Origin of the sequence: Psychrobacter jeotgali, assembly GCF_904846315.1 — a bacterium.
Classification (GTDB): domain Bacteria; phylum Pseudomonadota; class Gammaproteobacteria; order Pseudomonadales; family Moraxellaceae; genus Psychrobacter; species Psychrobacter jeotgali.
On sequence record NZ_CAJHAF010000001.1, the window covers coordinates 656,970 to 670,639 of the forward strand.

The 13,670-nt window shown below is 42.9% G+C and carries 10 protein-coding genes; 7 read left to right on the forward strand and 3 right to left on the reverse strand.

From position 1 onward, the window contains the following. Positions 1-192 precede the first annotated feature (192 nt). Positions 193-1,080: a hypothetical protein gene (locus JMX18_RS02680; protein WP_201583515.1), complete on the forward strand. Its 888-nt coding sequence runs from the start codon at positions 193-195 to the stop codon at positions 1,078-1,080. 160 nt (positions 1,081-1,240) lie between these two features. Here JMX18_RS02680 and JMX18_RS02685 read toward each other — a convergent pair whose 3' ends face one another. Together JMX18_RS02685 and pal are read right to left on the reverse strand one after the other, a co-directional pair. Next, positions 1,241-2,023: a 4'-phosphopantetheinyl transferase family protein gene (locus JMX18_RS02685; protein WP_201583526.1), complete on the reverse strand. Its 783-nt coding sequence runs from the start codon at positions 2,021-2,023 to the stop codon at positions 1,241-1,243. 168 nt (positions 2,024-2,191) lie between these two features. Further along, a complete protein-coding gene (pal, locus tag JMX18_RS02690) occupies positions 2,192-2,731 on the reverse strand; it encodes a peptidoglycan-associated lipoprotein Pal (RefSeq protein WP_201583529.1) in 540 nt (179 codons plus the stop codon). A 393-nt stretch (positions 2,732-3,124) separates the two neighbouring features. Here pal and pepN point away from each other — a divergent pair, with 393 nt between their 5' ends. The 4 genes from pepN (at position 3,125) to JMX18_RS02710 (ending at position 9,873) form a co-directional block, all read left to right on the forward strand. Next, on the forward strand, positions 3,125-5,713 hold the full coding sequence (gene pepN, locus JMX18_RS02695) for an aminopeptidase N (protein ID WP_227674676.1): 2,589 nt from the start codon (positions 3,125-3,127) through the stop codon (positions 5,711-5,713). 342 nt (positions 5,714-6,055) lie between these two features. Then, on the forward strand, positions 6,056-7,624 hold the full coding sequence (locus tag JMX18_RS02700) for an inorganic phosphate transporter (protein WP_201583536.1): 1,569 nt from the start codon (positions 6,056-6,058) through the stop codon (positions 7,622-7,624). 189 nt (positions 7,625-7,813) lie between these two features. Beyond that, positions 7,814-9,589 (forward strand): Na/Pi cotransporter family protein, encoded by a 1,776-nt coding sequence (locus tag JMX18_RS02705; RefSeq protein WP_201583539.1) that lies wholly within the window; start codon positions 7,814-7,816, stop codon positions 9,587-9,589. Further along, positions 9,586-9,873: a hypothetical protein gene (locus tag JMX18_RS02710; protein WP_201583542.1), complete on the forward strand. Its 288-nt coding sequence runs from the start codon at positions 9,586-9,588 to the stop codon at positions 9,871-9,873. Before JMX18_RS02705 ends, JMX18_RS02710 begins: the two co-directional genes overlap by 4 nt. A 140-nt stretch (positions 9,874-10,013) precedes the next feature. On the opposite strand, the gene JMX18_RS02715 is transcribed toward JMX18_RS02710, so the two are convergent. Next, on the reverse strand, positions 10,014-11,096 hold the full coding sequence (locus JMX18_RS02715; RefSeq protein ID WP_201583544.1) for a 3-deoxy-7-phosphoheptulonate synthase: 1,083 nt from the start codon (positions 11,094-11,096) through the stop codon (positions 10,014-10,016). Between the two features lie 270 nt (positions 11,097-11,366). Here JMX18_RS02715 and lpxB point away from each other — a divergent pair, with 270 nt between their 5' ends. Both lpxB and JMX18_RS02725 read left to right on the forward strand, forming a co-directional pair. Then, a complete protein-coding gene (lpxB, locus tag JMX18_RS02720; RefSeq protein ID WP_201588191.1) occupies positions 11,367-12,650 on the forward strand; it encodes a lipid-A-disaccharide synthase in 1,284 nt (427 codons plus the stop codon). 39 nt (positions 12,651-12,689) lie between these two features. Then, on the forward strand, positions 12,690-13,616 hold the full coding sequence (locus JMX18_RS02725; RefSeq protein ID WP_201583547.1) for a ribonuclease HII: 927 nt from the start codon (positions 12,690-12,692) through the stop codon (positions 13,614-13,616). Positions 13,617-13,670 lie beyond the last annotated feature (54 nt).

Genomic DNA, 13,670 nt, shown 5'->3' on the forward strand with positions numbered 1-13,670 from the left:
TTTTATCGAGGCAAGTAGTAATTATTACAATTACTATGCAATCTTTACATAATGGCAAATAAAAACCTCGTCTTTGGGGGTGACTTTTTCAGCCAAAATTGTTTTAATCTGCTCAACAAAATGATTGTCTAAAATCAGAATCAGACAATCCATGTTTGTGGGCTAGTTATTTCATACTTTAGGAGAGTAATTATGAAACTTATTAAATTAACTGCAGTATCCGCTGCTGTTTTGGCATCAACAGCCGCATTAGCAGCTGAGCCAGTAGTAGTCGTTGATAACAACGACGCTGTTGTTTATGAAGCAGAGCCAGTTGTATATCAAGCTGAGCCAGTTGCTTACCAAGCAGCACAACCTGCTTATCAGTATGATAACGATGCTGGTATGGTACGTAACACTACTGGCGCAGTAGTTGGCGGCACCAAGACTTTCTTCGGTACGGTATTTAATCCAGCAGCTATCAGTGCTGAGATTGGTACTCTAGGTTATGGTGCAAACATCGGTTGGGCCCTAAACGACAAAACTGAACTACAAGCCGGTTGGGCAGGCGGCGACGTATCTGACATTAAAGATAACTTCGATGTCAATGATATTGAGTATGATATCAAAGATGCTGACTTCAGCAATCCATACCTAGGCGTACAGATTCGCCCTGCAGCCAACTGGTTCACTATGGCGGGTGGTATCATTGTACCGGATAACGATATTGATGTAGAAGCTAATGCCAAAGGTCCAAACTACAGAATTGGTAACATAGACTATAATGCTGCTCAGACTGGTACTTTAGTTGGTACCGTAGAGCATCGTAACAAGTTAGCACCTTATGCCACTATTGGCTTTCGTCCTAATATCTCTGATAAATGGGGCATCTTTGGTGAAATCGGTGCTGCTTATCTAGGTAAAACAGATGCTACGGTTCGTTCGACTAATCCAAACGGTCCTGTAGTAGCCACTACTGTTGGTGGTACTACTACTGTTACTGGTAATGATGTTGCAATTGCAGCAGAAAAAGAGCTACAAGATAAAAACTGGTTAGAGTGGTTGCCAATTGTTAAACTTGGTGCAACTTACCGCTTCTAATAGTACTGTAGAGTTATAATTAGTCAGTATCATAAAAAACGGCCTTCGGGTCGTTTTTTTGTTTTTGCGGTTATATTTTTCCAATATATAATCATATAACCGATTCACTATTGGTTACCTTCATCATTATTAAAAATAAATTAATTAGAAAGTAAGGTCATCAAAGTACAGCGACCATTTTTTGAGGGGACAATAATACAATTTGATAGTCTGAATGACTTTTCATAAAACTTATGTGAGGGAGAGGATTGGTAGCTTGAATGGCTATGAGTTCATCTAGGAGCTCGAGATAGGGAACTCCTAAACCTGCTGCTAAGGTGTCTTGGTTAATTTTGATAAAGCATTCTTTTATCTGCCACAATAATTTTGAGACTACCTGCCGTTGTTTTTCATCTAAACTACTTAAAATAGTGACTTCAGTAGGATGGTAATAACGCTGTACCAGTTTCCAACTGATATCTTGTACTTCGATATCAATGCCTATACTGCGACTATAACTAAGTGCCACGGCCACTTTGTCATAGGGTGTATGTTCTGCTAAGGCATTACTCAACTTGCTATGACCCGAATGACTAAAACAAATATAATAGCCGCTATTTACCAGCCGATAAGGGTAGGCGGAGTCGTCTAAGGGATCAGTGATACCGAGTTTTTTGAGTAAGGCGTCAAGTAATAGACGCACGCCTATGCGTTGTTGTAGATGTCTGTCGCTAGCCCTTGCAGGTGTCAAAGGTAGTGAGGACTCATAATGATAGTATTGCCAAGATAAAGTATTGAGCTTCGATGGTGGATGGCAGCTTGATAATGGTCTATAAGGCTTAAGAGTATCAGTTACATGCGGCCACAAAGTAGGTTCTGATGGCGGTATAATCTCAGCACTGGCACACCAACTCATGGAATTGAGCTGGTTATAATGAATATGATTGAGCGTTATATCAGACATGAGGCAATCACAAGCAAGGTTATAAATAAAAAGGCCTCGTTATATTAACATAACGAGGCCTTTTAATAATTAACGATACGCCATCTAATGGGCTATAGAAAAGCTATCTGCTAATAATGGCTATTAATAAGATAGCTATTAATAAGATAGCTATTAATAAGATAGCTATTAATAAGATAACTCAGCACGGCGGTTTTGAGCATAGGCTTCTTCGGTAGTACCATTAACGGCTGGGCGCTCTTCACCATAGCTGATGATTTGAATACTGTTCACAGGAACGCCTTGAGCAGATAGGTAGTTACGTACAGACGCTGCACGGCGCTCGCCTAATGCCATATTATACTCGCGGCTACCACGCTCATCTGTGTGACCAGCGATCAGAACTGTAGCGTTAGGGTTAGAAGTCAATAAACTAGCATGCTGGTTCAGAACCGCAGCTGAGTCTGCTGTAATATCACTTCTATCAAAACCAAAATAGACCACCGCTTGTAGGTTTTCGGCATTAGTAACGACCATGGTTGGATTGTCTACTACCACTGCGCCTGGATAAACGACTTGACCGCTAGGCACCCCTAACGGTGCAACTACCACTTCTGAGGTGGTACGTTTGGTGGCACAACCCGTACTTAAAGCAACTGCACCTGATAAGATAGCAAGGGTAGTAACTTTAGCAAAACGACCCTTTAGAACCGAATGATAAATTGACATGACGAGCTCCTGAATGTTAATCAAATTTGTTATTTTAAACTGCTTATACGACAACATAGGCAATTAAACCCATATTAGAGTTAATGTTACGTTATGTAAATAACATTACTGTAAATAATGTCAAAGTTTGTCAATGATTTCAGTATATATTTAGCAAATGCACTGATTTTAGTAAATTATTTTAGCTAGGGAAATAGAAACTTGCTAATGGCTTTATAAAGAAAGTCCAAGCACAAAGAAAGTACAGGCGCCAAGTTAAGCGCTCGATCTTGAAATTTGAGAACATGCGCCAATTTAGCTATACAACCCCTCAAACCCCACGAAAAGTATAAATTATAATTAGGAACTCCTATGTCTACTGCCGAAGCTAGCGCAAATATCATTAATCCTGAAATGGCTGATGTTCCGCCGCATGCACCTACCAAAATTAACCTAAAAGACTATCAACCACCAAGCTTTGATGTTGATAGCGTTGATTTGGATATCAAGCTCTTTGATGACCACGCCATCGTCGATAGCAAGCTGGTTATGAGCCGTCAGAGCGCAGGCGATTTGGTTTTATATGGTGAAGATGTCGAGCTGTTGTCCATTATGATAAATGACAATGCTTTAGATGCCGATCAGTACCATATAAATGAGGGCAAGCTGACCATTAGCGATGCTCCTGATCAATTAACGCTGCAACTGCAAGTGCGTGTCACACCGCAAACCAATACGGCGCTTGAAGGCTTGTATATGGCAGGTAGTGGTGACGAGACTATGTTTGTCACTCAGTGCGAGCCTGAAGGTTTTCGCAAAATTACCTTTTATCCCGATCGCCCTGACGTGCTGGCAGTGTTTACTACCCGTTTAGAGGCGGATAAACGTTATCCCACCTTATTAGGGAATGGTAATTTGGTTGAAGCAGGCGAGGTGGCAGAAGATAGCAACCGCCATTATGCGATTTGGCACGATCCGACCAATAAGCCAAGTTATCTGTTCGCCAGCGTGATTGCAGATTTGGACGTATTGACCGATCACTATACCACTAGCGAAGGTCGAGAGGTCACCCTTGAGCTCTATGCCAAAGCGGAAGATATCGATAAATGTCACCTTGGCATGCAAGCGCTAAAAGATGCGATGGCGTGGGATGAGGTCAATTATGGCCGTGCTTACGACTTAGATCGTTATATGATCGTAGCGGTCAGCCAGTTCAATATGGGCGCCATGGAGAATAAAGGCCTGAATATCTTCAATACCGCCTGTGTACTCTCTAGTCCTGAAACCACTACTGATGTCCGCAGCTTTAATGTAAAAGCGGTTATTGCTCATGAGTATTTTCATAACTGGACCGGCAACCGTATCACTTGTCGTGACTGGTTCCAATTGTGTCTAAAGGAAGGCTTTACCGTCTTTCGTGATCAGTCGTTTTCCGCCGATCAGCAGTCAAGGGCGGTGCAGCGTATTGATGATGTAGCGATGCTACGAGCACATCAATTTGCCGAAGATGCAGGGCCTTTAGCGCATCCGGTACGCCCTGAGAGCTTTGTAGAGATTAATAACTTTTATACCACTACTATTTATGAGAAAGGCGCAGAAATCGTGCGTATGATTGCCAATACTCTCGGGCCTGATAACTTTCGTAAAGGCACCGATGAGTATTTCCGTCGTTACGATGGGCAAGCGGTCACGGTTGAGGACTTTTTATCAGCGCTAAGTATTACTGATAGCAAAATCGAGGACTTCATTGATTGGTATCGTCAGCCTGGTACGCCAGTAGTCTCCGGGCATCAAAGCTATGATGAAAAGGCGCAAACTTTGACCATTACTTTGAGTCAACAGACCCGTCATGTTGCTGGCTTTGATGCGCCAAAGCCACTACCTATTCCGGTAGCGACAGCGCTATTTGATAAAACAACCGGCGATATCGTCAGCGAGCGTATGTTGCTGCTAGAGCAAGCTGAGCAGACGTTTGTTTTTGATAACATTGCCAGCGAGCCGATAGTGTCGCTGCTGCGTGATTTTAGTGCACCAGTACAACTGAATTATGATTATCAAAATGAAGATTTGGCGTTTTTACTTGAGCATGAGACCAATGGCTTTAACCGCTGGCAAGTAACGCAGCTGCTGGTCAATCGTATTTTATTGCAAGGTAACGATGAAAAGATTTACCTACAAGCATTGGCACAAACACTGCCTAAACTGGCAAGTGATGACCCGATGCTAGCAGCACGTTTGCTAGATATTCCATCGCCGCAAGAGCTAGCCTCTGCTATTCATAAGGATTATGATCCTGATTTGATTAAGCAGCAGCGTGAAGACTTATACCGTCAAGTGGCAGATAGCCTAAAAGATCAATGGGCAGTGCTGTATGAGCAATTGCCGCTACAGCCTTATTCGGATAAGCCGGAAGCGATGGGCGCACGAGCTTTGCGTAACGTAGTACTAGATATGGCATTGACGGCAAAAGTAGTGGATGCTGATAAATGGGCACAGCAGCAATATGATAATGCTAGCTGCATGACAGAACGCTTTGGCGCTCTAAAAGCCATGGTTAATCATCAAGTTGCATCAGCAGATGAATATTTGGCAGATTTTTATCAGCGCTTTAAAGATAATGATTTGGTCATTGATTTATGGTTCAGTGTGCAGGCTTCGAGCAATCATGTGACGGTGGATGATATTACCGCTTTGCTAGCCCGCGACGACTTTGATTGGCATACACCGAACCGCATACGCTCAGTAATTAGCGCGTTCACCAGCCAGCCCGCTGTGTTATGGACGTCTGAAGGTTTGGATATCTATACTGGCGTGATTAAAAGATTGGATGATGCCAATCCTGTGATGGCTTCACGTTTATTGCAAGTGCTGGCGCATTGGTACACTTTGGTAGAGCCTCGCCGGCAAATGGCGCAGGATAAACTGCTTGATTTGCAAAAGCAGGCGTCATCGAAACACGTCCTTGAGAGTTTGGATAGTGTACTTGGCGCCGCAAAGGTCTAGGCGGCTATGAAGTATTAAAGCTTTTAGAGGTTGAATTCTTAGGTATTGAGTTTGAAAAAAGGCTAAACTGGCTTGCTGGTTTAGCCTTTTTTTATGCAAAAAACATACACCCTGCAATATAAAAGTATCCAGTTGAAAACTCATAAAAGCCATACTGTAATTAAGGGCTCATCAACTATTTTTGATAAAAGCCTATGTGGGAGCGGGTTCATTAATAACTTGGCAACCTTAATACATTTTTTTGGTAAACATATTCCCAATGTAGCAACAATAAGTATTTATAGCGTGCACTCGAACAGCAGGGACTTAATAGCATGGATATAACAGTATGGATATAACAGTATGGATTTAAAAGATATTCAAAAACTCGAGCAAAAGTCAGGCTTTAGTCGCGGAGAAGCGCTGCGCATGGGTTGGGTGTTGGCATTTATTATGGGGGTAATGTTGTACACCCATCTTAATACTGCTGATGTGCCTGACCGTATGATGCTCATAGTAGCCGCAATGATTGGGGGCTATATGGCGTTGAATATCGGTGCCAATGACGTTGCTAATAATGTAGGACCCGCTGTGGGCTCACAAGCTATAACCATGGTTGGCGCAATTTTTATTGCGGGCATATTTGAAGCGGCTGGAGCTTTGATTGCAGGCGGCGATGTAGTCAGCACCATCAAAAACGGTATTATTGACCCAAGCCTGATTACCGACAGCGGAGTTTTTATTTGGGTGATGATGGCCGCTTTGCTGGCAGGCGCGGTGTGGCTAAACTTTGCTACGGCAGTAGGCGCGCCGGTATCGACCACGCACTCTATCGTAGGCGGGGTGATGGGGGCGGGTATCGCAGCGGGCGGTTGGGGCATCGTCAACTGGAGTCAGATGGCGGCGATAGCGTCGAGTTGGGTCATCTCTCCGGTCATGGGCGGTATTATTGCCGCGGCTTTTTTATTGCTAATCAAGCACACCATTACTTATAAGGATGACAAAATAGCTGCCGCTAAACGGGTGGTGCCGCTACTGATAGCTTTGATGGTATGGTCATTTACCACTTATTTGATTATGAAAGGCCTAAAAGCGCTGTGGCAGATAGAGTTTTTTACCGCACTAGCCATTGGTTTTGTGATCGCCATTATCAGCTACTTTATTATCAAGCCCCTAATTGCTAAGGCTGCAGATAAGCTTGAGAATGATAAAAATGCTATCAATGCTTTGTTTACCGTTCCACTGATATTTGCCGCTGCTATGCTCAGCTTTGCTCATGGAGCCAATGATGTTGCTAACGCCGTAGGACCACTTGCAGCGATCAGCGATGCGATTACCAGTGGTAGCATCGCTAGCGAGGCCTCTATTCCCTTATGGGTAATGATGGTCGGTGCAATAGGAATCGTATTGGGTCTGGCGTTATATGGTCCCAAGCTGATTCGTACTGTGGGTTCAGAGATTACCGAGCTCAATAAAATGCGGGCTTTTAGCGTAGCTATGGCCGCCTCGATTACCGTTATTGTCGCCTCACAATTGGGGCTGCCGGTGAGCTCTACTCATATCGCTGTGGGTGGTATCTTTGGGGTAGGATTTTTGCGTGAATATATCAAAAAATCTTATGATCGTATGGTCAATGAGATTATGGAACATCACAAAGCTTCTGAGCACGAAGAGGTTGAGGCCTTTTTAAAGGATTTTCAAAAAGCCTCGGTCAAAGGTAAGCAGAAGATGCTGCAAACGCTAAAACAAAATAATACCGCCACCCACTTTACTAAACGTGAAAGGAAGAATCTAAAAAAGGTTTATCGTCGTGAGCTAGTGAAGCGCTCGGCGCTGTTAAGAATAGCTGCGGCTTGGGTGATAACTGTACCGGCTTCTGCTATTTTAGCAGCGCTTATTTTTTATACTATTAGGGGCGCCTTACTGCCTTAGTGTTTTAATATTAAAGATACTGCTTTTTGAATATCTATTTTTATTAAGGTATCGTGTTATTAGAGGTGTCATTATTAAAAGTGTCATCATTAAAAGCATCATTATTTTTATCGCTGATGGATAATAAATTGCATGTATAAAAGAATAATACTGTTAACCATTTTCATCGTTCTATCTTACGGTTTTTGGGTGAGCCCAAACCTAAAGCAGATCAGTGCGGGTGTAGCGATATTTTTATTTGGCATGCTGTCATTGGAGGAGGGCTTTCGAGCCTTTACTGGCGGACTATTAGAAAAAATTCTGAAAAAGACCACCACTGGTCTTTGGAAAAGTATGAGCTTTGGGGTAGTCACCACTACGTTGATGCAATCCAGCTCGTTGGTTTCTGTCATCACCATCTCGTTTTTGTCCGCTGGTCTAATTAGTCTCGCCTCGGGTATCGGTATCATCTTTGGCGCAAATTTAGGAACGACGACGGGCGCTTGGTTGGTGGCAGGCTTTGGTCTCAAAGTCGATATTGCCGCCTATGCGATGCCTATGTTAGTGTTTGGGGTTATATTAATACTACAGAAATCCAAACACCTAAAAGGTATTGGCTATATCTTGGCAGGTCTAGGATTCTTATTTCTCGGTATTCATTATATGAAGGAGGGTTTTGAGCTCTTTCGGGAGAATATTGATTTAACTGCCTACGCCATGACCGGTCTCAAAGGTTTGTTGCTGTATACCTTGATTGGTATCGTCGCTACGGTGATTATGCAATCGAGTCACGCCACCTTGGTGCTGATAATAACCGCCTTAGCCAGCCAGCAAATCACTTATGACAACGCTTTGGCACTGGCCATTGGCAGTAATATCGGTACGACCATCACCGCAATAATCGGTGCTATCAGCGCTGGGGTCAACGGCAAACGGCTGGCTGCCGCGCATCTAGTTTTCAACGTAATTACTGGGCTGGTGGCTATCGCTTTAATCTCACAGTTGATGTTATCGGTTGACTGGTTGTCCGAGCGCTTAAACATAGCGGCTGACAATTACACCCTTAAATTGGCGGTTTTTCACACCTTATTCAATTTATTAGGGGTCATTTTGATGGTGCCTTTCATCGACAAGCTGGGCGCTACCATCACCAAACTGCTCCCCGATAAAACCTACGCCATTGCCGAACCCATGTATCTAAAGGACTCGGCTTTAGAGATTCCTGAGCTTGCTGTAGAAGCTGTCCACAAGGAGATTCTGAATTTAGGTAACTACTTCTTCGGCATACTCTGCCATGGATTGAGCTTTAGGGTTAAAGATATTCGCTCAAATACGCCGATACAAGAGGTCATAGACTCCTTTGAAAAACCCATTCCTGTCAATCTGGATGAAGAGTATACCAATAAAATAAAAGGGCTTTATGTAGAGATAGTGAATTATATAGGCAGAATAAATAATGAAAACATGTCTCCTGCGCAAAGCAATGAGATATTCGAGCTACGCTCTGCGGGCAGGAGTATGCTGGCCGCCATCAAAAGCACCAAACATCTGCATAAAAACCTATCCAGATATATGAGTGACCCCAATCCCTACGTACGTGCTGAATATAATAAGATTCGCTATCGCTTGGGCACTATTCTTAGAAGTGTGGCTGAGATGCAAGAGGATCCCGATGAATTTAGAACCGTACTGCCAACCATTGAGGCTATGAGGATTGATGTAATTCAAGCAGATCGGCAGTTTATAGCCGATATGAATCAACTTATTCGCAATAGAAAAATCACCGGTGCTATGGCGACTTCCTTAATGAATGACAATAACTATACCAATAATATAGCCAATCAGCTGCTTGAGATTGCCACCATACTGTTCAAAAGTAGCGACGCTGATATCTATGCAGTCGAACAAAGCCTAATGCTCGATGAGCAAGAAACTGCTGATGCCATTGCTGCTCGGCAAATCAAGGAAAAGGAGTATGGATCATGAAAGCCAGCAAATTAATAAAAAAGACCGAGGAATATCTCGGCGCCGACAATCGCAAGCGTAAAGAGAAAATAAAGTACCTAAAGCAAGTGCTCAAAAAGTTAAGAAAACGTGAAAAAGAGCTGGAGCTTAAGTTTGAGGCAGAGAATAGCAATAAAGAAAAAATATCCAATGAGCTGGCTTTAATCCATGCACACAGGAAAAAAGGCTTAAAGCTTTTGAAACAACTAGAAAAAGAGCGTAAGGAAGCCAAAAAAGCTAAAGAGGCCAGAAAAGCCGAAAAATAAGCAAAGCTCTGATGGGTTTAAACTAAAATAAGATAGTCATTTATATATGCTACTGAAATAAATTTACTTAGACACTAAAAAGCCCATCTAGCACTAATTCTAAAGTGATAAATGGGCTTTTTGATTTTATAAATTTAAAACTAACGATTAGGTAATACGTCTTTTACCATATCACGCAAATCGTGCAGTGCGGTAACCGTGCTTTCCCAATCAAGGCAACCATCAGTAATAGATTTACCATATTCAAGCTGGGTTAAATCAGCGGTAAGCTTTTGATTGCCGCCTTTTAGATGGCTCTCAATCATCATACCGATAATGGATTTATTGCCATTCTGGATCTGCTGGGCAACGTTTTGGATGACCATAGGCTGCAAGTAAGGGTCTTTACCCGAGTTGGCATGGCTGGAGTCAATCATAATCTTGGTGCTGGTTTTACCTTTGGCTAGCTGGTTCTCAGCCTCAGCAACTGCAGTTTCATCATAATTAGGTTTGCCATTACCGCCGCGCAGTACTACGTGAGCGTAAGGATTACCTTTAGACTTGATAATCGATACCTGACCGTCTGCCGAAAGGCCCAAAAAGCTATGGCCTTCTTTTACCGCTTGCATAGCATTGACCGCCACTGTCATACCGCCATCAGTGCCATTTTTGAAACCGACTGGGCAAGATAAACCTGAGCTCATTTCTCTATGCGTTTGGCTCTCAGTAGTACGAGCACCAATCGCTGACCAGCTAATCAAATCCTGCATATACTGCGGGGTGTTAGGGTCAAGCGCTTCGGTAGCGCAAGGTAGCCCTTTTTCATTGAGATCAATAAGCAGTTTGCGTGCGGTATATAAACCTTTTTCGATATCGAAGCTGTCATTCATATCCGGATCATTGATCATGCCTTTCCAGCCCACGGTCGTACGCGGCTTTTCAAAATAAACCCGCATGACCACAAAGATAGTATCTTCTAGCTCTTTTGCTAACTTCGCTAAGCGGTCAGCATATTCGTGAGCGGCTTTGATGTCATGAATAGAGCAGGGTCCAATGACAATAAATAGGCGCTTGTCTTTACCATCCAAAATATTTTGGATAGTTTGACGACCGTTAACTACGGTATTATAGGCGCTATCAGTAAGAGGGAGCTCGGCTTTTAATTCAGCTGGCGTGATAAGGGGGATGAACTTTTCAATATTCACGTCATCAATATCTGCGTTATGGGTAACTGGTGTCGTCATAGTTATATCGTCTAGCTAATAGGTAGGAGTAGTTGTTATTATGGAGTCAAAAGTGCCTGTTGACAAGGGCAGTCGCCCAGTTAATTGACTGATAACTGGAATGTCAAAACCAAAATTTTGTTATACTTAATAGTTATTTAAGGATGCGCAATGATTTTTTATGGTTATTCTATACTTTTTTATCGCTAGATTATCATGACTTAAATTTTAATATCGCTATCAGTATTCATTTTTTGCCATTATCGAGAGTTTGTTATGAACGACTTTGCCATGCCTGCGCAAGCCACCAAAGCGTCTGATATGCCAGATGAAAGTTACCAGTTGCCGAGCAAACCTTTGGTTATTGGTATTGTAGCAGGGGAGGTGTCAGGCGATAGTTTGGGCGCTGACTTTATGCAACAAATGAATAATCTGCGTGATGATATTATTTGGGTTGGGGTAGGCGGCAGCAAGATGCAGGCGCAAGGCTTGCAAAGTATCTTTCCGTTATCCCGTCTGGCAGTGATGGGTTTAGTTGAAGTGCTGTCGCAATTGTCTGATCTATTCAAAGCGCGCTGTGAGCTATTAACGGCTTTTGCCGCCGCTGATATTGATTGGTTTATAGGTATTGATGCGCCCGACTTTAACTTGCGTGTCGCCAAAAAGCTCAAACCCAAAGGCGTGTTTTGTGTGCAGTATGTCAGCCCCTCAATTTGGGCTTGGCGCGAGTCACGCATCCATGGTATCAAGGCGGCAACCCATCTAGTATTGTGCTTGTTTCCCTTTGAATTACCTGTCTATGAGCGCCATAATCATCCAGCGGTATGTGTCGGCCATCCTTTACTCAGAACTATAGATCAGGCGTTAGTAGACACCCCGATCAATCAGCTGCGTAGTGAGCTGGTTTGGCATAATGATGGTTTGCAGCAGTTTTTTGTTGAACGTTTTGATAATGTTAGTCAGCTTATTTGTGTGATGCCTGGCTCTCGGCGAGGGGAGATTACCGCAATTCTACCCTTGATGCTCGATGGCATTCAAAGGCTGTTGTTACTCGATCCTAAATTGTGTTTTATCATTCCGACCGTCGACCAGAACCATCAATATATCGTCCAAGACGTGATAGATCAGCGCTCAGAGCAGCTGCGTGCCGCTATTGCGGTCATTTATGATGAGAGTCAACCCGCTTTTAGCCAACAAGCTATGGCCTCTGCTGACCTTATTATGCTGGCGTCGGGCACTGCTACACTCGAAGCCATGCTTTTAGAGCGACCTATGGTGGTCATCTATCAATTGAATAAACTGACCTTTCAACTCGCTAAGCGTTTGGTCAAGGTGCCTTATGTAGGACTTCCCAATATATTAGCCGCTGATACTATTGTTCCTGAACTTATTCAAGAGCAGGCCACGGGTGATAATATTTGCCGTACGGTTATGCGGCTTTTACAGCCCCGCGCTTATGAAGAGCAGTTACAGAACCTAATCACTACTAAAAAGATGCTACAGCAGCAAAGCAACCATGATCCTGCCAATAGTGTCGTTACAGAATGGTTTGCTCAGAGTAAGTCTCAACGCTAAATAAACCATCTAAACCAATAACTAAAAAGTATTACAATTATGAGCACTAGCTATTCTAAAGTTGAGTATTCTAAAGCTGATATTAAAGTAAAAAGTGACCTGATCGCCATTGATAATCGAATTGAGCATATTGATGTTAAGGGCCAATATATCCAGTTAGCCGCACCTATACATTTATCGGGACAGATAAATGCTGCTAAGCTATCAATGGAATATAAAATACCTGAACAACAAATAAATATAACCGAAAATTCAGATGAGCTTGTATTAAAAATAGGCGTTGATGAAGCAGGGCGTGGGCCACTTTTGGGTAGTGTTCATGTTGCCGCTGCTATATTGCCACAAGCGTGGTCAGGTTTGATCGAAGAGCGACCACTTAACGATACGCCTCTATCTATATTGACAGATTCCAAACAGTTGAGTGAAAAGAAAAGAGATATCTTATATCCGTTGATAAAAGAGCATGCTATTGGCTATGTCGTTGCTGACATCCCAGCGGCGGTGATAGATCAGATCAATATTCTGCAAGCGACCATGTTGGGCATGCGTTTGTGTGCGGAAGTTTTATTAGAAGCCATAGCTGGCCAAGTTTTGCAAGCGCCACAGTCTGTCTTTAGCTCTTTTAATATTGAGACTCAAATACTCTACGATGGTAACCGCTGCCCCGACTTAGATTATTCCAAGCTTACCAAATCAGGAATAGACAAAGCAAAAATAGACTGCCAAGCATGGGTGAAAGGCGATGCTCGGCATACCAGTATCGCAGCAGCCAGTATTTTAGCAAAAGTAAGCCGTGATCAAACGATGTATGCGCTTGATGAACGCCATCCGCAATATGCTATTGCTAAGCACAAAGGCTATCCTACTAAAGGACATATGGAGGCAATCAATAATTATGGGGTATTGCCTGAGCATCGGCGTAGCTTTGGCCCTATCAAAAAAGCATTAGGAAATAACCTAAGCTAAATATTAACAATAATATGAAAAATTAATTATAAACTAACTCAAAATCTAGTCTTC

Bases quoted from the DNA above. Each gene is read 5' to 3' on its own strand.
- JMX18_RS02680 (WP_201583515.1), top strand. From the start codon at position 193: ATGAAACTTATTAAATTAACTGCAGTATCCGCTGCTGTTTTGGCATCA.
- JMX18_RS02685 (WP_201583526.1), bottom strand. From the start codon at position 2,023: ATGTCTGATATAACGCTCAATCATATTCATTATAACCAGCTCAATTCC.
- pepN (WP_227674676.1), top strand. From the start codon at position 3,125: ATGGCTGATGTTCCGCCGCATGCACCTACCAAAATTAACCTAAAAGAC.
- JMX18_RS02710 (WP_201583542.1), top strand. From the start codon at position 9,586: ATGAAAGCCAGCAAATTAATAAAAAAGACCGAGGAATATCTCGGCGCC.
- pal (WP_201583529.1), bottom strand. From the start codon at position 2,731: ATGTCAATTTATCATTCGGTTCTAAAGGGTCGTTTTGCTAAAGTTACT.
- JMX18_RS02715 (WP_201583544.1), bottom strand. From the start codon at position 11,096: ATGACGACACCAGTTACCCATAACGCAGATATTGATGACGTGAATATT.
- lpxB (WP_201588191.1), top strand. From the start codon at position 11,367: ATGCCTGCGCAAGCCACCAAAGCGTCTGATATGCCAGATGAAAGTTAC.
- JMX18_RS02725 (WP_201583547.1), top strand. From the start codon at position 12,690: ATGAGCACTAGCTATTCTAAAGTTGAGTATTCTAAAGCTGATATTAAA.
- JMX18_RS02700 (WP_201583536.1), top strand. From the start codon at position 6,056: ATGGATTTAAAAGATATTCAAAAACTCGAGCAAAAGTCAGGCTTTAGT.